This is a genomic window from Ilumatobacter sp., from assembly GCF_049588435.1.
GTDB lineage: Bacteria > Actinomycetota > Acidimicrobiia > Acidimicrobiales > Ilumatobacteraceae > Ilumatobacter_A.
Window position 1 is genome coordinate 1 of sequence record NZ_JBAVYV010000193.1, and the last position, 18,574, is coordinate 18,574.

Genomic DNA, 18,574 nt, shown 5'->3' on the forward strand with positions numbered 1-18,574 from the left:
CCAACCAGGTCGATCCGGCGAACGACACGTGGGCGCCGTCTGCCGACGAGGTCGAGGACGCGGGTCGCGTGATCGTCGCGTTCGACGAAGCGGTCGCAGCGGGCAAAGGCGTGGTCACGGTCGACGGTCGGATGATCGAGAACCTGCACGTCGACAACGCTCGCCGCGTGCTTGCGACCGCCGCGGCGATCGACGAGCTGGCCTGATCGTCATCCAGCGTCGTCACGTGGCCCGGTGCACGTTGGTGCCTGGCACCGACGAGCATCGCCGGTGTGTCAGTTGGTGAGTGTCTCGATGATCTGGTCGAACGCGACGTCGGCGTAGGTCAACATCTCGTCATCGGTCCGGTCCTGGATCGGATGCGGAGTGAAGACGCGTGAGACCGCGGGGAAGCCGAGCGCGGACGACTGGGCTTCGGCGGCGTCGACGAACTGGTCGGAGGCGACGAACATCGACGGGATACCACGGAGTTCGAGATCGTTGATGTCGTGCACACTGCACGACGTGCAACTGCCTCAATCCGCCAAGGCTTCGATGACCACCTGACATTCGGTGGCGATCTGGTGGCGCAGGTCGACCGGCGCAGGCTTGGCAAAGGTCGGTTTGACGTACCGCTTGACGTGCGCACCGATGTCGGTGAGACGTTCCTCGATCCGGTTCAGGAAGATGTCGCCTCGCGGCTTCGAGATGTCGAGCAGGCCGACGGTCAGCCCGTCGAGTGAGACGGGTCGAGCGAGTCGCTCGCGTTCGACGACGCTGCGTTCGCTGGTCGGATCGAGAATGGTCGTCATCAGTACCTCCGGGGGGTGGACGTGTCTCAGTATTGCACCGCGCGGGTGACCGGCTTCGAACCCTTCTCGCCGTTCACCCACCCGGCGATGATCTGGCTGAACAGGCCGGCACCGCCGCCGGCGTAGGTCAGCATCAGACCCCCGGGGCGGAACTTGGGCAGCGATGCTGCATCTCCGAACGCCTCGGGGACACCTTCGGCGATGCCGCCGGCGCCTCGGACGAGGTCGGAGCCGGGCCGATTCAGGTGAGCCGAGATCTCGGTCACGATTCGATCGCGATCCCAGTCGGCCTCGGCGAAGACACGGGCGTGCTCCGGGCCCATCACGAGGATCGTGTCGAACATCATGATCAGTTTCGGATGCTGGACCGCCTGGAGACGGAGCGCCATCGACGCGGCCAGCGATTCGGGTTCACGCGACAACTGGTCGACGAAACCCTGTGGTCCCTCGCCGGCGAAGACGGTGAGTGCATCGACGTCCGGGTCGATTCCGTGCTCCTCCGCGAGTCGCCCGTACGGCGATGTGTCGTCGGCCTCGGCGAAACAGAAGCTGAGCTTGCCCGGATTGCCGTGTGCCGCGCGGTCGACTTCACCGGGCCGGCCGCCACCGAAGTTGCGGATGACGAGCTGCAGCGCCCGACCGATCGTCGAGTTCGCCCGGTTGCCCTGCCCCAGCGCGTTGCCGCCGGAGTTCATCCCGATCGCTCGGGTACCGGGACCGCTGCACACGATGACGGGTCCGACCGGCATGGTCGTGGCGAGCAGACCGTGCATGTTGAACTCGTCGTTGCACGCCGCCTCGACGGCTGTCAGCACCCACGGCAGGTACTCCGGCTTGCACCCGGCCATCACCGCCGAGATGGCGACCTTCTCGACCGAGATGTCGTCGAGGTTGGGAGGAATCGTCGCCACGATCTCGGCGGGTGCGCGTGTCGTTCCCTCGAGCATCGCCATCACCCGCTGCTCGGTCGGGGGAACGACCGGAAGGCCGTCGGTCCACCCGCGGGCGAACATCATCTCGAACTCGTCCTCGGCGCTCGCGACGTCGATGCGTCGAGACGACAGCGCGCTCCCACCGAACCGAACCCGCAGTTCGTCCACGAGGTCGGGATCCACCGACATCGAACCGCACCCCGGTCGCATCGGCGGAAGCTCCGCACCCAATCCGGAGATCCCGGTCACCTCCTCCCAGCCGGAGCGCGACCAGCCGACCGTGCGGGCGACCTCTGATCCGTCCGTCGAACGGATCACCGTCGGTACGGTCTCGATCTCGTGGAACCAGCTGACCGCGAGATCCGCATCGGAGATCGCCGCGGGTTCGCCGGGAAAGCTCGGATCGTCCTGGGTGTAGACGTGGAGGTCGACCGATGCGGCGAGCTCCCGCAGGACCGGGACCACCATCTGGCAGGTTTCACATTCCCGCTTGACGATGACGACGATGCCGTCGGGAAGCGGGGGAGCGGTCGGCCTGTCGTCCGAGTCGCCGGAGTCGTCGCGTACGGTTCCCACGGTCCGACCGTACCGCCCACGCAGACACGAGGTCCCACCCGTGCATCAGACGTGCACGGTGTTACGACCGTCACACACCCCACCTTTGCCTCCGCGCGTTCGAGTGGGCCTAATGTTCACGTCATCGGGGATTCACACGAGCACGATGCTGCCGTCGCGGCGGGGATGACCGTCCGGTTCCACGGCGTCCGTGGTTCGACCCCGTGTCACGGTTCGGAGATCCTCGCCTACGGCGGAAACACGTCGTGCGTCTCGGTCCACATCGATGGCGCCGATCCGATCCTGTTCGACCTCGGCACCGGTCTGCGGTACTTCGGACGCTCGGTCTCGCCGGATCGTCCCTTTCGTGGAACGTGCCTGCTGAGCCATCTCCACTGGGATCACATCCAGGGCCTGCCGTTCTTCACGCCGCTCCTGACCGACGGAGCACACATCACGTTGTATGCCCCGCGTCAGGAGGACGGCACCCTCGTCGAGGCGATCTTCGCTGACACCATCCGTCCACCGCTGTTCCCGGTCGACCTGAAGGTACTTCCCGGCACGATCGAGTTCCGCGAGGTCTGCGACGATGAGTTCGTGATCGACGGTGGGGCCGCAGGTGAGATCACGGTCATGTCACGTTCGATTCCGCACATCGGTCGCACGCTCGGATTCCGGGTCGAGTGGAACGGTCGGTCGGTGGCCTACCTGAGCGACCATCAGATGCCGTCGGACGGGTCGTTCCGGGCCGAGGACGGTGTGCTCGAGTTGTGTCGTGACGTCGACCTGTTGATCCACGACGCCCAGTACACCCCCGAGGAATTCTCGACGAAGTGCGACTGGGGTCATTGCACGCCCGAGTTCGCCGTGTGGGTCGCGGGGGAGGCCGGGGTGGATCGCCTCGCGCTGTTCCACCACGATCCGAGTCATCCCGATCGCGTGCTCGACGGCCTCGTCGACGCCGCGAGCGCGGCAGGGGCCGAACGTGGCGTCACCGTGTTCGGCGCCCGAGAGGGCACGTCCATCTCCGTCTGACTCAGGTGGCACCCACCACGGCCGCCAGCAGCATCTCGGCGATCTCGGGGCGGGCGACGACGAGATCGGGGAGCCACGGCGACTCGCCGTTGTAGACGAGGTCCGAGCCGTCCAGTCGCGAGGTGAACAACCCCGCGGCCGCTGCGACGGCGACCGGGGCAGCGGAGTCCCACTCGTCCTGCCCGCCGCCGTGGAGGTAGGCGTCGCACTGCCCTGACACGACCGACATCGCCTTGACGCCCGCCGAGCCCATCGGAACGAGCTCGGCACCGAGTCGATCGGCGAGTTCGGTCACGAACTCGGGTGGACGCGACCGGCTCACGGCCAACCGCAGCGGCCTTCCGAAGAGCGGCTCGAACGTCGGAGCAGCGTCCTTCGTCGAGTAGGTGATGTCCCGCGCGGGCAGTGCGACGGCGCCGGCGGTCAGCGATCCGGACTCCCACAGGGCCACGTGCACCGCCCAGTCGTCGCGGTCGAATTCGCTGAACTCGCGGGTGCCGTCGAGGGGATCGATGATCCACACCCGCTCGGCCGAGAGTCGGTGAGCGTCGTCGGCTGCTTCCTCCGAGAGCACGGCGTCGGCGGGGAAATCGCTGGTCAGCGCAGCTGCGAGCACGGCTTGGGCAGCTGCATCCCCGGCATCCTTCACTGCGGTTCCGGATTCTCCGGCGGCCTGCAGTTCCGCACGGATCTCGAGGAGGCGTGCTCCGGCGAGTTCGGCCATCCGAACCGCCGCCGCGTGGAGATCGGGTTGCGAGTCGGAGGAATCGGGTGTGTTCACCGGCTGGATCCTAGGGGTCGTGCGGACGGTCGGCCCGGTGGACGGGCTCATGTGGTGGCGAGCAGGAATGCCAGCGTGCGCGCTTCGTCACGCCAGGCGTCGTAGCGACCGGTCGGACCGCCGTGGCCCGCGCCCATCTCGGTCCGCATCACGATCGGTCGGCCGCTCGTGGTCGTGTCGCGGAGCCGCGCCACCCACTTCGCCGGCTCGTGCACGCTCACCCGTGGATCGTGCAATCCGGCGGTCACGTACACGGCGGGGTAGTCGGCCTCGACCGTGTTGTCGTACGGGGAATATGCGAGCATCGCCGTCGCGAACGGCTCGGACCTCGGATCGCCCCACTCCTCCCATTCCGTCACCGTGAGCGGGAGTGACGGGTCGCTCATCGTGTTGACGATGTCGACGAAGGGAACCTCGGCGATCACCGAGGCGAACAGATCGGGCCGCTGCGTCATGCACGCGCCGACGAGCAGACCACCGGCGGATCCTCCACGGATCGCGAGTCGATCCCGAGCGACGACGCCCGCGGTTCCGAGGTGTTCGGCCACGGCGATCATGTCATCGAACGTGTGCTGTTTGTGTTCGAGCTTGCCGTCGAGATACCAGTGTCGCCCGAGCTCACCGCCGCCGCGGGGATGGGCGAGTGCCCACACCAGGCCGCGATCGAGCAGCGAGAGCCGGCCGACCGAGAACCACGGGGGCATCGACGCCTCGTACGACCCGTACCCGTACAGGCAGCCGGCGGCGGTTCCGTCGAGCGGCGTGTCGACGTGACGAACGATGTCGACCGGGACCGACGTGCCGTCCGCCGAGGTCGCCCACATGCGACTCGCGACGTAGGAGTCGAGGTCGACGTTGGGTGTCGGCACCTGGCGCAGCAGCGTTCGCTCACCGGTGAGGAGGTCGTCGTCGTAGAGGGTCGCCGGACTCGTCATCGACTGCGTGACGAAGCGCAGCGTGGTCGAGGTCCACTCCGGGTTCGCCGAGAGCCCGACGTCGTGCGGCTCGTTGTCGACATCGACGATTCGTTCGGTTCCGTCGCGGAACAGCAGGCGAAGCCGCGGCTGGGCGTTGCTCCACTCGTAGATCACGAGCTGGTGCTCGAACGGTTCGACACCGATGATCCGACGACCGGGCAGGTGGGCGACGAGTTCGGACCATGCGGACGGATCGGTCCAGTCATCTCCCGACGAGGCGGTGCGGATGCAGAAGTCGTCGGCACCGTCCGCGTTGGTGACCATCACGAGGCGGTCGCCCCAGTCGTCGACCTGGTACTCGACGCCGTCGGCGCGCGGCTGCACGACGATCGGTTCGTCGAGCGGTGAGTTCGACGGGAGCAGGCGGACCTCGGCGCTCGTCTTCGAGCCGCAATGGATCACGATCCACGTGTCCGACCGGGTCTCGCCGATCTCGACGAAGAAGCGCTCGTCGTCCTCCTGGAACACGAGGGTGTCGTCAGCGGCCGGCCGGCCGATCTCGTGGCGCCACACCTGGAACGGTCGTTCCTGGTCATCGGCGCGGACGTAGAACAGACGGCTGCCGTCGGCCGACCATGCGGTGCCGGCGTTCGCGACCTCGGTGATGTGGTCCTCGAGGTCCTCGACACCTCCGTCGTCGTCGCATCGCCGGATCCGCAGGTCGTATCGCTCGTCGCCGGTCGTGTCGGTCGACCAGGCGAACATCGTGTGGTCGTGGGAGCCGTCGAACGCACCGAGGTCGAAGTAGTCGGTGGCACCGATCCGCTCGGCCTCGACGTTCTCGTCGAGGAGCAGAAAGTCGGTGGCCGATTCGAACGTGCGCCCGCGGTGATGGCGCGGGTAGTTCTCCCCCTCGACGGTCGAGCCGACGTACCACCATCCGCCGTTCATCACCGGCGTCGACTGGTCGGTCTCCTGGACGCGGCTGCGGATCTCCTCGAAGATCGCCTCGGTGGTCGCAGCGTGCGGAGCGAACCAGGCATCCCCGAAGCGGTTCTCGGCAGTCAGGTACTCGAGGAGTTCCGGATCCTCGACGTCGATCATCCAGGCGAAATCGTCGTCGACGTCACCGGTCGGACGCACCCAGCGATGCGCTCTGCGCGGAGCGACCGGGGTGGCGCTGGCGTCACCGGAGGGTGTGACGCTTGTCGGCGAGGGCAGATTCTGATGGTCCACGGCCGAGCCAATCTACGCGGTCAGCGCTACCGTCCCTCGCAGTCATGCGCGTCTGGATCGATCAGGACCTCTGCACGGGGGATGGCATCTGCCTCGACCACTGCGGCGACGTCTTCGTCCAGTTGGAGGACGGGATCGCCTACGTCGCCGAGGGCGGCCGACCGCTCAACGACCCCGGGGGCTCGGGAAGCCTCGCTGACGTCCCTCGTCGTCATTTCGACAGCGTGATCCACGCTGCCGAGATGTGCCCCGGCGAGTGCATCTTCGTCGAGATCGATCCGGTGCCCGTCGCCGCCGTCGACGCGGCGGATCAACCGGCTGCCTGAGCGTCGCCGTCGGGCAGCGCGTCCGCCGATCGCGATCGCGACGAGCAGCAGGAGTACGACCGCCGCGGCGATGATCCCGCGTGTGACCCCGGTCTGTCGGGCATCATCGAGCGTCGCATCGGCATCGTCGAGAGCAGTCGCGGCCTGCTCGTTGTCTCCCGCCGTGATCGCTGCACGTGCGTCGTCGATCTCATCGGCGACGTCGTTGCCGATCAGACCGATCCTGGTGACCAGCCCGGTCGCAGCTTCCTGCGATCGAGCGGTTTCGGACAGGTGCTCGAGGACGTCGAGTTGTTCGGTCAGGAGCCTCTCGGCGCCGGCGAAGTCCTCCAACCCGGCATCGGCCACCGTCGGAGGTCGAACGGTCGCCGCATCGGCAGCTTCGCCGACGGCGACCTGGAGATCAGCGACCGTCTCGGCGGCCGAGATGTCGGTGGCGAGTGCCGCCGTCACCGCGGTGAAGTCGGTCGAGTCGCCCGACCGGGGTGCCGCTTCGTAGAGCGCTCCGAAGGAGTCGGACGGCCCGATTCCGATCGCATCGACGAGCGCGCGGAGTTCGTCTCGTCGTTCGAGAACGGCATCGGCGTCCTCGATCCCGGCGCTGACGCCGACGAAGTCCCAGAGCTCCATCGAGTGACGGATGCCCTCCGGAACCGCCCACGGTGCCGATCGCTCGGTGAACGACTGGTACGCGGAATCGGTACGGACCCGGTCGAGGAGCATCGGGGCGGTGTCTGCGTCGAGGACGAACTCGCCGAACACCTCGGGTGCCGACTGAGACCCGCCGACTTCGACCAGCATGTCGTAGACGCGACGCCAATCGCCCGACGACGCCTCGGACGTGGCTGGCGCGTCGAGATCGAACGGACTCACGTCGTTGTCGATCGCTCCGAGCACATCACGCATCGTGTCGAAGCCGAGCTCGTCGACGAGTCGATCGACCGCCCAGAACGAGGCGTTGTAGCCGTACTCCTCGCTGTCGGGATCGGTGTCGAGCGCGGTGGGATCCGCCGCCCAGTCGATCAGCGGACCGGCCCCGACGGCGCCCGGATCGGGGGCGGTCGGTTCGGCCGCCACGTCGCCGTCACGGCGAACCAACTCGGCGGCGTACACCTGGGCGAGTCCCTCGGTCAGCCATCGATCGTCGGCGAGGTCGCCGTTGAACCAGGCGTGTGAGAGTTCGTGGTAGATGGTGTCGGCGTCGAGGTCCTCGCCGACCGCGATCTCGTTGGTGCTCGCATCGAACCATCCGGCATAGCCGTACAGGTTCGGTTCGACGGTCTGGAGCACGTCGAACGCGCCCTCGCCGGGCCATGGGCTGCCGATCAGTTCTGCGAGGGCCGGAATACCGGACTCGACCTTCTGCTCGGCGAACTGGACCCATCCGGTGTCACCGGGCCACGAGCGCAATTCGATGTCGGCTCCTTCCACGTCGAGTGGCGTCTCGACGAGACGTTCGTCGTTGTACATCCCGACGAACGTCTCGCGGTCCTCGTCGACCCCCGCGAGGGTGTAGGTGGTCGACCCTGAAGCGTCCGGGTCGCCGGACTCGTACTCCGTGAGATCGGTGAAGTCGTCGAACACGTAGTCGGCCGGTTTCACGATCTCGATCGTCACCCGGCCGTCGTCACCCAGCCCGAACGCGACGAAGCGGACGTAGGCGCCGTTGACCCGCCACGGCACATCGCTGCGCGGGTCGGCGCCCACGTGGTCGTAGGTGACCTCGATGGTCGTCGACTCGCCGCTGAAGACACGGGTGTTCAGCGGGAACTCGTAGATCGAGTAGGCGGGCGAGGCGGGGTTGCTGGTGAGCGCGCCCTCGAGCACCTGTCCGTCGCGGGTCGCGACGATGTTCTCGGCACCGAGCGGAACGGCGACGTAGTACGAATCCCAGTACCGCTGGTTGACGACGTTGCCGTCCACCTGATCCGTGGTCACGTTCGTCAACTCGATGTCGACGTCGACGCGCACGACGTTCTGCTCCGTGTCGAAGCGAAACGTGTTGACCGAGGATTCCTCGAGCCCGTTTCCCTCGCTCTGCGCCCGTGCGTGATCGGCGCCGGTGAGTGCGATGAGCGCCACCGCTGTCGCGATGACCGTCATCACCCAGACCCGAGCGCTGGTGAGTGTCCGAATCGACGGACGGCGGCGGGTCATCGGACGATGATGCCCGATCACCGACGGGTCGACAACGCGGACCTCCCCGACCTCGATCCCGCCGCCATCCGCGCGGCCGCGTCACCCAATAGCATCGAGTCCATGCCGATGCGGACGGAGTGCAAGAATTTCGAATCGCGGACATACCCGAACGGTGACACCGTTCGCAAGTGCAACCTCGATCTCGCCCCCGACGCTCCGTGGCGGTGTCCCGAGAACTGCCCGAAGTTCGAGCGGCGCCTCGCCGACGTCGCGTGGACCCACGGATCGCTGGCGGTCGGTGCCACGCCTCCGGAACCGGCGAGCGTCGATGACGGTTCGGCGGCGGCGGTCCTCGATGCCGCCGAGGACATCGTCAACTCGATCGGTGCCGACGTGCGCGCCGAGGTCGAGGCCGAGCGCGCGGCGGCCAATCGGGGCTTCTTCTCCCGGATCTTCAAACGCAAGCGCTGAGTCCAGCGGTTCGTCCTGATCATTCCGTGGGGCTTACGCTCGACGGATGAGCTGGACCGAGACCGATGGAGCGCTGCGCCGTGACTTCGAGTTCGACGATTTCCGTGCAGCGTTCGCGTTCATGACCCGAGTCGCGTTCATCGCGGACAAGCTCGACCACCATCCGGAGTGGTCGAACGTCTACAACAAGGTGTCGATCACCCTGACCACCCACGACGCGGGGAGCACGGTCACAGGTCGCGACAGGACGATGTCCGAAGCGATCGATGCGCTCGTCGACTGAGGCGGGGTCGAGTTCCGTCCCACAGGCGAAGCCCGAGAAGAGCTTCGCCGGCTGGCGGGTCGTCGCGGGGTGCTTCTGCGTCCTGCTGATCAACTCCGGACTGGCGTTCTACGGCCTCTCGGTGTACCTCAACGCCTTCAGCAAGGAGTACGACTGGCCGCTCAGTTCGATCTCCTTCGCGGTGACGATCTTCTTCGTGATCGGCGGGCTCTTCGGGCTCGTCGCCGCGCGCCTGATCGACCGCTTCGATGTCCGCGCCGTGATCATCGCCGGCGCGATCATCGCCGGTGGTTCGCTCGCCGTGGTCGGACAGGTGACCGCACAGTGGCAGCTGTATGTGGCCTACGCGGTGTTCGCGGTCGGATATGCGCTCTGCGGTCTCGTCCCGACGACGACCGTCGTCACCCGATGGTTCCATCAGAAGAGGTCGGTCGCGCTGTCGGTCGCCTCGACCGGGTTGTCGGTCGGTGGAATCGTTCTCACCCCCGTCGCCAAACGCCTGATCGACGACAACGGACTCGCCGCGAGTACCCCGTGGCTCGGTCTGTTCTTCGTCGCGGCGACCGTGCCGGTGACCCTCCTCCTCGTCCGGCCCGACCCCGTGGCCGACGGGTTCGCACCGGACGGCGAGCGCTTGGCGATCGGCACGAAGCCGCCACCGCCGACCGGAACCCTGTACACCGTTGCCCTCCACACGCGGTTCTATCGGGCCGTCACGTACGGGTACGTGCTCGCACTGGGTTCGCAGGTCGGCGGCATCCAGCAGCTCGTCAAGCTGGTCGAGGACCGTACGAACGAGGGGACGGCCGAGTTCGCGATCACGGTGCTCGCAGCGACTTCGGTCGTGGCGCGGCTGATCGGCGGGCGCCTGGTCTCGACGATTCCGATGATGCGCTTCACGGTGATGGTCGCCGGGTTGCAAGCCGTCGCACTGGTCGTGCTCGGGATGGCACAGTCGACAGCGCTGATCTTCGTGGCGATCATCCTGTTCGGGATGACGATCGGCAACCTGCTGATGATGCAGCCGCTGCTGATCGCCGAGCGGTTCGGGGTGCTCGACTATCCGCGGATCTTCGGTCGTTCCCAGGCGATCACCATCATCGGTGTGGCCGGTGGCCCGCTTCTGATCGGATGGCTCTACGACGTGTTCGGTTCGTACCAGGTTCCGTATGTCGTGGCTGCGCTCCTGTGCCTGGTCGGCACGTCGGTGCTGTACGTCGCCGGCCCGGCGTCGGACCGGAACCCGATCGTCGTACGTACCGCCTGACTAGCGTCGGGTCGATGAGCGACCTGCACCGCAACGTGATCAAGGTGATCGAGGCCGGCCGGGATCTCGGCGTCGAGGTCGTCCCGCGGAGTTATCCGCAGGGGGCGAAGACCGCGCAGGACGCCGCCGACGCGATCGGCGTCGAGGTCGGACAGATCGTCAAGAGCCTGATCTTCGGAGTGGCGACGGAGGATCCCGATGCCGAACTCGAGTTGGTCCTCGCCTACGTGAGCGGGGCGAACCAGCTCGACGAGAAGAAGCTCGCCGCGGCGGCTGGTGCCCGGAAGTGTCGACGGGTCGATGCCGAGGCGGTGCACACGTCGACCGGTTTCCCGATCGGAGGGGTCCCACCCTTCGGCCACGACCACCCGCTCCGGATCTTCATCGACCCCGACCTGCTCCGCTACGACGAGGTGTGGGCGGCCGCGGGGACCTGGAACGACGTGTTCGGGATCGCCCCGGATGTCCTCGCCGACGCGAGTGGGGGAGTCGTCACCGACCTTCGCCGCGAGTGACGGACAACTGGTGTCAGGCACCGGTTGTCCGATGGTGGTTTGCTCGCCGCTCAGCCGGTTGGACAACTGGTGCCTGACACCAGTTGTCAGGGGCGGGCGCTGGCGCCGAATGCGGCCTCGTCGATGGCGATGAACACCGCGGTCGAGCGGGTGAAGACCATCGGTGCTCCGTCGGCGCCGACACCGGACAGTTCGCCCGACATCAGCAGCTTGCGTCCCTCGCGACGATCGAGGCGCACGCGACACTCGAGCGGGCGGTGGATCGGGACGCCCTGCTCGTACCGGATGGTCAATGTGCCGGTGAACGCGGGCTGAGCGAGGATCGTGAGGACGAAGCCGTAGACGTCGTCGAACAGCGCGGACACGATGCCACCGTGGCTGCGACCGGGTGCGCCCTCGTGTGCCGAGTCGAGGGTGACGTGGCCGACGACCTCGTCGCCGTCGCGCACGATCCGGACACCGAGACCGTACGGCGCCGCGCGGCCCGAGATCGGCCGCTCGTCGAACGAGAACATCTCCTCCCCGTCGAGCGGGGCAGGACCCCAATCACCGGACGGCCGTTCGATGCTGCGAACCCGTTGTTCACCGGAGCGGATCGCACCGGTGCGCTCGCACAGGAGATCGGCGAGGTCGTCGAGTTCCTGCGCGGACGCCTGGTGGCCGACGATCGCGTGGCCGAGCGAGCGATAGGCATCGCCGACCCGGATCCGCGCGGCGGCGACGTCGGGAGGAAGTGACGAGGTCACTCGGACGGACTGAGGGCTTCGTCGAGCGCGCTGGAGAGCGTGTTCCAGCCGAGCACGGCGCACTTGATGCGCACCGGGAACTTCACGACCCCCTGGAGTGCTTCGAGGTCCTCCAGGTCGACGTCGTCGTCACCGGCTTGCGGTTCGATGCCCTCGATCCCCATCAGCGCCTTGAACCGGCGCGTCACGGCACGGACGTCGCCGACACGCTTGCCGATCACGGCGTTGGACATCATCGATGCCGACGACTGCGAGATCGAGCAACCCTGCCCGCCGATCTTGATGTCGGTCACGATCGCATCGTCCACGTCGCCGCCGTCGGCGTTCTCGACCATCAGGTACACGCTGATCTCGTCGCCGCAGAGCGGATTGTGTCCGTCGACCTTGGTCGCGGGCGGGGTCTCGAGTTCACCCCGATTGCGCGGCGTGCGATAGTGGTCGAGGATGATCTCGCGGTAGAGGTCTTCAAGTCCAGACATCAAGAGTTTCCTGACTGATCGTGTCGGTGCTGAGGGTGACCGTTCCGATGTCGACGCGGCATCAGAATCCGAAGATATCGCTCGCGCCGTCGAGGCCGTCGGCCAGCGCGTCGATGTCCGCTTCGTCGTTGTACAGATAGACGCTGGCACGGGTGGTGGCGTTCACCCCGAGTGTCTTCATCAGCGGCTTCGCGCAATGGTGGCCGGCACGCACGCAGACGTTCGACTCGTCCAACACCTGGCTGACGTCGTGCGGGTGGAGGTCGCGGAACGCGAAGCTGAACACGCCGCCGCGCACCTCGACGTTGTCGGGTCCGTAGATCGTGATCTCGTCGCCGAAGCGTGCGTTCAGCGTGTCGAGGGCGTAGCGAGTGAGCTGCATCTCATGCTGGCGCACGTTTGCCATCCCGATGTCCTCGAGGAACTCGACCGCCGCGGTGAGGCCGACCGCTTCGACGATCGGTGGTGTGCCCGCCTCGAACTTTGCCGGGACCGGGGCCGTGGTGAAACCGTCGAACGTGACGGTGTCGATCATGTTCCCGCCACCCAGGAACGGTGGCATCGCGTCGAGGATCTCCATCTTGCCCCAGAGCATCCCGATCCCGGTCGGTCCACACATCTTGTGGCTGGAGAACGCGACGAGATCGGCGTCCCAGGCCTGGACGTCGGTGACGTTGTGCGGCACGTACTGACAGGCATCGACCACGGCGAGCGCACCGACCGCATGCGCTGCGGCACAGAGCCGCTGAGTGGGTGGCAGCGTTCCGAGCACGTTGCTCATCGCGGTGAACGACAACACCTTCGCTCCGTCGAGCAATTCGTCGAGGTTCGTGAGGTCGAGCTGGCCGTCGTCGGTGAGACCGATCCAGCGGATCTGGATGCCGCGCTCCTGTGCGAGCATCTGCCAGGGGACGATGTTGGCGTGGTGCTCCATCTCGGTGAGCACGACGATGTCGCCGGCGCCCAGATTCGCACGACCCCATGCCATCGCGACGAGGTTCATCGCTTCACTGGCGTTCTTGGTGAAGATCACCTCGTCGGCGGACGGCGCGTTGATCAGTCGGGCGACGGCGTGGCGTCCGGCCTCGTAGGCCTCGGTCGCCTCTCCGGCGAGTCGGTACGAACTCCGGTTGATCGGGGCGTAGGTGTTCTCCATGAACTCGGTCATGGCGTCGATCACGCGGCGCGGCTTCTGCGAGGTGTTGCCCGAGTCGAGGTAGACGATGCGCGAGTCGTCGATCGTCCGATCGGCGAGCAGCGGGAATTCCTTGCGGATGTCGGCGATGTCGAGCATGTCAGCCATCTTCCCGACGGACGCGGAGATCGTCGACACGGAGCGGCGTGGAGGTCACGACACCATTGTACGAGCCGATCGCCGTGCCCGGTCTGGTCGGCGGCGGATCCCGACGCCCTATCCTCGACGAGGATGGCCGACCGGGTGGAGCGACTCACGAACCTGCTCGCCGTGTTGCTCGAGACCCGCACCGGGCTGTCGCTGCGCCAGATCGCCGTCGCCCTCGATGGTCAGTATCCCGAGGACGAGAAGGCTCGGCGCCAGGCGTTCGAGCGCGACAAGGCGGCGCTGCGTGAGATCGGGGTCCCGATCGAGACCGAGGTGCACACCGGCGATCGGCTGGCCGGCCAGACCAGGTACCGGATCGATCGCGCGAACTACGAACTCGATCTCGACCTCGCTCCCGACGAGATGCGTGCGTTGCAGGTCGCGGTCGCGACGGTGCGGACCGAGTCGGGCGTCGGACACGATGCGTTGCTCAAACTGGGTGGCGGAGGAGTGGTCGATCGCCCGCCGGTGTCGACGGTGCTCCCCGATCGTCCCGAACTCCCGCTCATCCGCTCCGCGGTCGCAGCGCGAGCAACGATCGCCTTCTCCTACCGGGGCGAGCAACGCACGGTCGAGCCGTGGGGCGTGCTGCTCCGAGGCGGCTTCTGGTACCTCGTCGGATTCGACCGTCTGCGTGCGGCGAAGCGCACGTTCCGGATCGACCGGATCGACGGCGGAATCGATGTCGATGAGCCCGGGGCGTTCGAGCGGCCACCCGACTTCGATCCGCGGTCGGCCTTCCCGGCCGACCCCAAGCAGATCGGGCACGCGGTCGATGACGCGGTCGAGGCGACGGTTCGGATCGCGCCCGTCCGTGCCCGGGCGACCGAACGTGAGCTGGGAGCGGACCGCGTCGTCGAGCGCCACGCCGACGGAACGATCGACGTACGTGTGCCCGCGACGAACCTCGATGCCTTCCGCTCGTGGGTGCTCGGGATGGTCGACCAGGCGGTCGTGCTCGATCCACCCGAGGTCCGTGAGTTCATGATCGACTGGCTGCGCGGCGTGATCTCCGTGCGCGACGGCGGTGTCGCGACATGAACGCCCGCCGCAGTGGGCCGCGCAACGCCCAGGATCGACTCCGTCAGCTGCTCGTGATGCTGCCGTGGCTGATGGAAGCGGGGGAGGTCCCGCTCGCCGACGTGGCGGAGCGCTTCGGTCTGACGGAGGCGCAGGTCACGAAGGATCTCGAACTCGTGGCGATGTGCGGTCTGCCGCCGTACGTCGACGAGATGATCGACGTGTTCGTCGACGAGGGAATGGTGTTCGTCGGCGTGCCGCGGCTGTTCACCCGACCGTTGCGGTTGACTGCACCGGAGGGCTTTGCTCTGCTCGCCTCGGGACGTGCTGCGATGGAGCTTCCGGGGGCCGACCCGGAGGGTCCACTGGCGCGCGGTCTCGACAAGCTCGCCGGCGCACTGGGGCAGGCCGGGCTCGACACGTCCGATGATCGCACCGCCGGCGTCGTGGTCGACCTGGAACGTCCGGTGATCACCGAGCGGATCATCGATGCGGCGGCACGCGGCGCGGAACTCGTTCTGGAGTACTTCTCGCCGTCACGCGGCGAGAGTTCGACCCGCACGGTCGTTCCACGCCACGTGTTCGCCGACGCCGGAAACTGGTATCTGCTCGCGGACGACGACCGTTCGGGCGAGCGCCGCACGTTCCGGATCGATCGGATCGAATCGGTGGCGGAGACGGGGATCGAGCACGAACCCGATCCGGCGGTGGCCGCCCCTTCGGCATTCTTCATCGACGCCGACCTGCCCCGGGCCCGACTTCGTCTCGCTCCGCCTGCGCAATGGATCACGGAGCACTATCCGGTCGATTCGGTCGAACCGGTGACCGGACGAGTCGCACGGTCGTCGCCCGACTCGATCGAGGTCGTTCTCCCCGTCGCCAGCGAGTGGTGGCTCGATCGGCTGCTGGTGCGGCTCGGTCCGGCCGCGGAGATCCTCGAACCGGCCGATGGTGGTGACGGCGCGGCGCGGCTGGCCGCTGCGATCCTGGCGAACTACGACTGACCCGATCGGTCCGACGCCGGGAGTCGGGGACCGTCGAGGAACGGCTCCAGTTCGGCCTCGTCGGTGATTCCGTGGGCCCGCAGCAGGTGAGGAAGCACGGCTGCCGTGGCGCGGGCGTCGGCCTTGGCCTCGTGCGGGTTCAGCAGCGGAACCCCGTAGCGGTCACACAGATCGCCGAGACGATGGGACTCGACGCGGTCGGGGTCGAGTCGCCGCGACATCCGCAGCGTGCACAGCCGACGTTCGAGCGACGCGAGTTCGGACTCGGGACGGCCGCTCCGGCGTGCCGCACGCAGGAGGAACTCTCCGTCGAACTGGGCGTTGTGTGCGACGAAGAGCGAATCGCCGACACGTTCCGCGAACTCGCCCAACACCGCGTCGAGCTTCGGGGCGCCGCGGAGCATCGGTCGGGTGATCCCGTGCACGTGCGTCGGACCGACTCTGCTCAGCGGCCATCGCAACTTGACGAACGTGTCCCACTCGTCGACCAGGTTGCCCTCGGCATCGACCGTGATGACCGCGAGTTGCAGGACGCGATGGCGCCGAACGTTCAACCCGGACGTCTCGACGTCGACGACGGCGAAGTCGGGGAGAGCCATGTGCGACACCCTACGCACGCGGTGTGACAGAGATCATCCGCTGCTTCGAACGGTTCGGTGCACGCGAGGGTCTTCGGGCGGGAGTGCGCGATGCAGGTGCTTCCGGGTCGCTGCACATCGGCGAGCGTGAATTCGGCTAGACCGATCGGATGGGCAGGCAACTCGAACGGTACCGGCAGTCCGAGCAGCGACTCTGGGAATCGGTGGGTGTGACACCCTCGGAGCGACGAGTGCAGCTCCGCACTGGTGAGATGGTGCGAGTGCAGGAGGCCGGTGACGGTCCGCCGGTGCTGCTCGTCCACGGTGCCTCGAACGCCGGCACGAGCTGGATGTCGCTGATGGCCAAGCTCCAGGATTTCCGGTGCATCGCCCTCGATCGTCCCGGGTGTGGGCTCAGCGACCCGATCGTCGGCGGTCCGCTGCGCGACATCGACGCGATCGAGTCGTACGCCGACCGGCTCCTCACCGACGTGCTCGACGGTCTCGAGCTCCACCGTGCCGCTGTGCTGGCCACGTCGTATGGCGGCTACTTCGCGGTGCGCGGCGCGGCGGCGAACCCGCCACGGGTTGACAGAATTGTCGAGTACAGCTGGTTGTTGGGCGCGCCGATGGACAAGGTGGCCATGTCGATGCGCCTGTCGGCGCTCCCCGGCATGCGGGCCATCTCCGCGAAGATGCCCGTCACCCGATCGATGGTGAAGGCGCTGCTGCGTCAGATCGGCCTCGAACGGGCGATCGATACCGGGACCTTCACCGACGAGATGATCGACTGGTTCCTGTCCGTGCAGCGCGATACCGACACGATGATCAACGACCTGCGCTCGTCGCCGAAGATCGTCACGCCCGTGCGCGGCCTCAACACACGCATCCTGCACACCGACGAACTCCTCGCCAGAGTGACGATGCCGATCATGTTCCTGTGGGGCGACGAAGATCCGAATGGGGGTGAGTTGGTCGCCAGAAGCTTCGCGGCACGCCTGCCCGATGCGCAACTCGAGGTCATCCGGCGGGCAGGTCATGCCCCCTGGATCGACGAACTCGATCTCTGCGCCGCTCGCACCCGAGCATTTCTCGCTGCCTGACCGCGGTGGCGTGCCGTCTCCCGGACGGGCGAGCATCAAGATGAAAACACTGATGGCCGCTGACTCACGTGCGTGCGCCCTTCGTGATCTTCCCACCCTCCACGTGAACCGAGTTCGTCTGCTCACGCGACAGCCTTGCGATGGAGGAGAATCGGTTGCGGAGGTTTCCGATGCACGATCGCACGGACGCAGATCTGCTCGCCTCGGTTGCCGACGGCGATCGGGAGGCGCTGAGGATCCTGCATGACCGCCATGTCGTTTGGCTGAGATTGCGCCTGACCCGTCGGTGCAGCGACGCCGACGTCGTCGACGAGGCAGTGCAGGACACGTTCGTCGCTGTCTGGAGAGGCGCCGCACAGTGGAACGGCACCGGAGAACCAGCAGCGTGGATCTGGGGAATCGCGATCCGGCGCATGCTGGGTGTCCTCCGCGGCCGAAGACGATGGGGTCGGGATCGAACGTTGCAGGAATCGACTCCGACGGTCGTCACGACCGCCGAGGAAGTCGTCGTGATGGGTGTGCAGCACGGTGACCTTGCGGGCGCGCTGATGTTGCTGTCACCCGAGTTGCGCGCGGTGGTCCAGGCCACCGTGCTCGATGGTTTGACCACTCGCGAGGCCGGCGATCTGCTCGGCATTCCGACCGGCACCGTGAAGACGCGAATGATGCGGGCCCGCATCGAACTGCGAGGAGCACTGGCATGACCGACACCACCTGGCACGCAACCGCGGGTCTGATCGAGCGTTACGCGGCGGATCCGTCGGCGGTCGACGACGCGCGCGCTTCGTCGCTCGAAGCCCACCTCGTCGGTTGTGCGGCCTGTCGCAAGACGCTCGATACCGCTGTGGGCCCGTACGTCGCGTTGGAGTCGTGGTCCGGGCTCGTCGACGTGATCGACCGGCCCTCCGCGCGTTCACTCGAATGGGTACTCCGTCTGATGCGCGTTCCGGAGGGCTGGTCGCGGCTGCTCGGCGCCACGCATGGGCTGACATTCGCGTGGCTTGCCGCGGTCGCCGCGATCACGGGGCTGGTCGTCGTGCTGGCGGGGGCGAGC

18 protein-coding genes and 2 pseudogenes are annotated in these 18,574 nt (G+C 67.1%); 12 read left to right on the plus strand and 8 right to left on the minus strand.

Annotated features, from left to right (window positions below; translation table 11 throughout):
* Positions 1–206: pseudogene (locus WBV89_RS07050) on the plus strand (CoA ester lyase); the annotation flags it as partial.
* A gap of 69 nt (positions 207–275) precedes the next feature.
* Here the strand turns inward: WBV89_RS07050 and WBV89_RS07055 are convergent.
* The gene (locus WBV89_RS07055) at positions 276–791 is read right to left on the minus strand and encodes a UGSC family (seleno)protein (protein ID WP_423980625.1); all 516 of its coding nucleotides are present in this window, start codon (positions 789–791) and stop codon (positions 276–278) included.
* Between the two features lie 26 nt (positions 792–817).
* Positions 818–2,299, minus strand: coding sequence for a thioredoxin family protein (locus WBV89_RS07060; protein WP_423980626.1), 1,482 nt, complete (start codon positions 2,297–2,299; stop codon positions 818–820).
* Positions 2,300–2,464: 165 nt separating this feature from the next.
* Between WBV89_RS07060 and WBV89_RS07065 the strand changes: the two genes are divergently transcribed.
* Positions 2,465–3,313, plus strand: a complete 849-nt coding sequence (locus tag WBV89_RS07065; RefSeq protein ID WP_423980627.1) for an MBL fold metallo-hydrolase — start codon at positions 2,465–2,467, stop codon at positions 3,311–3,313.
* A gap of 1 nt (position 3,314) precedes the next feature.
* Here the strand turns inward: WBV89_RS07065 and WBV89_RS07070 are convergent, their stop codons facing one another.
* On the minus strand, positions 3,315–4,037 hold the full coding sequence (locus tag WBV89_RS07070) for a 3'(2'),5'-bisphosphate nucleotidase CysQ (protein ID WP_423980641.1): 723 nt from the start codon (positions 4,035–4,037) through the stop codon (positions 3,315–3,317).
* Positions 4,038–4,141: 104 nt separating this feature from the next.
* The gene (locus WBV89_RS07075; protein WP_423980628.1) at positions 4,142–6,247 is read right to left on the minus strand and encodes a S9 family peptidase; all 2,106 of its coding nucleotides are present in this window, start codon (positions 6,245–6,247) and stop codon (positions 4,142–4,144) included.
* A gap of 44 nt (positions 6,248–6,291) precedes the next feature.
* Here WBV89_RS07075 and WBV89_RS07080 point away from each other — a divergent pair, with 44 nt between their 5' ends.
* The 5 genes from WBV89_RS07080 (at position 6,292) to WBV89_RS07100 (ending at position 11,248) form a co-directional block, all read left to right on the plus strand.
* Complete coding sequence (locus WBV89_RS07080; RefSeq protein ID WP_423980642.1) at positions 6,292–6,573, plus strand: ferredoxin; 282 nt, start codon at positions 6,292–6,294, stop codon at positions 6,571–6,573.
* 2,259 nt (positions 6,574–8,832) lie between these two features.
* Positions 8,833–9,183: a hypothetical protein gene (locus WBV89_RS07085; protein WP_423980629.1), complete on the plus strand. Its 351-nt coding sequence runs from the start codon at positions 8,833–8,835 to the stop codon at positions 9,181–9,183.
* A 46-nt stretch (positions 9,184–9,229) separates the two neighbouring features.
* Complete coding sequence (locus tag WBV89_RS07090; RefSeq protein ID WP_423980630.1) at positions 9,230–9,466, plus strand: 4a-hydroxytetrahydrobiopterin dehydratase; 237 nt, start codon at positions 9,230–9,232, stop codon at positions 9,464–9,466.
* Positions 9,450–10,733, plus strand: coding sequence for an MFS transporter (locus WBV89_RS07095; RefSeq protein ID WP_423980631.1), 1,284 nt, complete (start codon positions 9,450–9,452; stop codon positions 10,731–10,733). Before WBV89_RS07090 ends, WBV89_RS07095 begins: the two co-directional genes overlap by 17 nt.
* A 14-nt stretch (positions 10,734–10,747) precedes the next feature.
* Positions 10,748–11,248 (plus strand): YbaK/EbsC family protein, encoded by a 501-nt coding sequence (locus WBV89_RS07100; RefSeq protein WP_423980632.1) that lies wholly within the window; start codon positions 10,748–10,750, stop codon positions 11,246–11,248.
* 86 nt (positions 11,249–11,334) lie between these two features.
* Here the strand turns inward: WBV89_RS07100 and WBV89_RS07105 are convergent, their stop codons facing one another.
* The 3 genes from WBV89_RS07105 to WBV89_RS07115 all read right to left on the minus strand — a co-directional run bounded on the left by WBV89_RS07105 (position 11,335) and on the right by WBV89_RS07115 (position 13,776).
* Entirely contained in the window at positions 11,335–11,994 is a 660-nt protein-coding gene (locus tag WBV89_RS07105; RefSeq protein WP_423980633.1) for a PaaI family thioesterase, read from the minus strand.
* Positions 11,991–12,473 (minus strand): Fe-S cluster assembly sulfur transfer protein SufU, encoded by a 483-nt coding sequence (gene sufU / locus WBV89_RS07110; RefSeq protein ID WP_423980634.1) that lies wholly within the window; start codon positions 12,471–12,473, stop codon positions 11,991–11,993. The genes WBV89_RS07105 and sufU overlap by 4 nt, the downstream gene beginning before the upstream one ends.
* A 61-nt stretch (positions 12,474–12,534) precedes the next feature.
* Positions 12,535–13,776: a SufS family cysteine desulfurase gene (locus WBV89_RS07115; protein WP_423980635.1), complete on the minus strand. Its 1,242-nt coding sequence runs from the start codon at positions 13,774–13,776 to the stop codon at positions 12,535–12,537.
* 123 nt (positions 13,777–13,899) lie between these two features.
* Between WBV89_RS07115 and WBV89_RS07120 the strand changes: the two genes are divergently transcribed.
* Together WBV89_RS07120 and WBV89_RS07125 are read left to right on the plus strand one after the other, a co-directional pair.
* A complete protein-coding gene (locus tag WBV89_RS07120) occupies positions 13,900–14,856 on the plus strand; it encodes a helix-turn-helix transcriptional regulator (protein WP_423980636.1) in 957 nt (318 codons plus the stop codon).
* Positions 14,853–15,839 (plus strand): helix-turn-helix transcriptional regulator, encoded by a 987-nt coding sequence (locus WBV89_RS07125; protein WP_423980637.1) that lies wholly within the window; start codon positions 14,853–14,855, stop codon positions 15,837–15,839. Before WBV89_RS07120 ends, WBV89_RS07125 begins: the two co-directional genes overlap by 4 nt.
* Here the strand turns inward: WBV89_RS07125 and WBV89_RS07130 are convergent.
* On the minus strand, positions 15,830–16,438 hold the full coding sequence (locus tag WBV89_RS07130) for a 3'-5' exonuclease (RefSeq protein WP_423980638.1): 609 nt from the start codon (positions 16,436–16,438) through the stop codon (positions 15,830–15,832). The genes WBV89_RS07125 and WBV89_RS07130 overlap by 10 nt on opposite strands.
* A gap of 230 nt (positions 16,439–16,668) precedes the next feature.
* Here WBV89_RS07130 and WBV89_RS07135 point away from each other — a divergent pair, with 230 nt between their 5' ends.
* The 3 genes and pseudogenes from WBV89_RS07135 to WBV89_RS07145 form a co-directional block, all read left to right on the plus strand.
* Entirely contained in the window at positions 16,669–17,520 is an 852-nt protein-coding gene (locus WBV89_RS07135; RefSeq protein ID WP_423980639.1) for an alpha/beta fold hydrolase, read from the plus strand.
* 170 nt (positions 17,521–17,690) lie between these two features.
* Positions 17,691–18,224 (plus strand): RNA polymerase sigma factor, encoded by a 534-nt coding sequence (locus WBV89_RS07140; RefSeq protein WP_423980640.1) that lies wholly within the window; start codon positions 17,691–17,693, stop codon positions 18,222–18,224.
* A pseudogene (locus tag WBV89_RS07145) lies at positions 18,221–18,574 on the plus strand (zf-HC2 domain-containing protein); the annotation flags it as partial. The gene WBV89_RS07140 and the pseudogene WBV89_RS07145, both read left to right, overlap by 4 nt.

What these genes read in the sequence shown, in the direction of transcription:
- WBV89_RS07065 (WP_423980627.1), top strand. Translation starts at nt 2,465, where the DNA reads ATGACCGTCCGGTTCCACGGCGTCCGTGGTTCGACCCCGTGTCACGGT.
- WBV89_RS07070 (WP_423980641.1), bottom strand. Translation starts at nt 4,037, where the DNA reads ATGGCCGAACTCGCCGGAGCACGCCTCCTCGAGATCCGTGCGGAACTG.
- WBV89_RS07080 (WP_423980642.1), top strand. Translation starts at nt 6,292, where the DNA reads ATGCGCGTCTGGATCGATCAGGACCTCTGCACGGGGGATGGCATCTGC.
- WBV89_RS07085 (WP_423980629.1), top strand. Translation starts at nt 8,833, where the DNA reads ATGCCGATGCGGACGGAGTGCAAGAATTTCGAATCGCGGACATACCCG.
- WBV89_RS07090 (WP_423980630.1), top strand. Translation starts at nt 9,230, where the DNA reads ATGAGCTGGACCGAGACCGATGGAGCGCTGCGCCGTGACTTCGAGTTC.
- WBV89_RS07095 (WP_423980631.1), top strand. Translation starts at nt 9,450, where the DNA reads ATGCGCTCGTCGACTGAGGCGGGGTCGAGTTCCGTCCCACAGGCGAAG.
- WBV89_RS07100 (WP_423980632.1), top strand. Translation starts at nt 10,748, where the DNA reads ATGAGCGACCTGCACCGCAACGTGATCAAGGTGATCGAGGCCGGCCGG.
- sufU (WP_423980634.1), bottom strand. Translation starts at nt 12,473, where the DNA reads ATGTCTGGACTTGAAGACCTCTACCGCGAGATCATCCTCGACCACTAT.
- WBV89_RS07115 (WP_423980635.1), bottom strand. Translation starts at nt 13,776, where the DNA reads ATGGCTGACATGCTCGACATCGCCGACATCCGCAAGGAATTCCCGCTG.
- WBV89_RS07120 (WP_423980636.1), top strand. Translation starts at nt 13,900, where the DNA reads ATGGCCGACCGGGTGGAGCGACTCACGAACCTGCTCGCCGTGTTGCTC.
- WBV89_RS07125 (WP_423980637.1), top strand. Translation starts at nt 14,853, where the DNA reads ATGAACGCCCGCCGCAGTGGGCCGCGCAACGCCCAGGATCGACTCCGT.
- WBV89_RS07130 (WP_423980638.1), bottom strand. Translation starts at nt 16,438, where the DNA reads ATGGCTCTCCCCGACTTCGCCGTCGTCGACGTCGAGACGTCCGGGTTG.
- WBV89_RS07140 (WP_423980640.1), top strand. Translation starts at nt 17,691, where the DNA reads ATGCACGATCGCACGGACGCAGATCTGCTCGCCTCGGTTGCCGACGGC.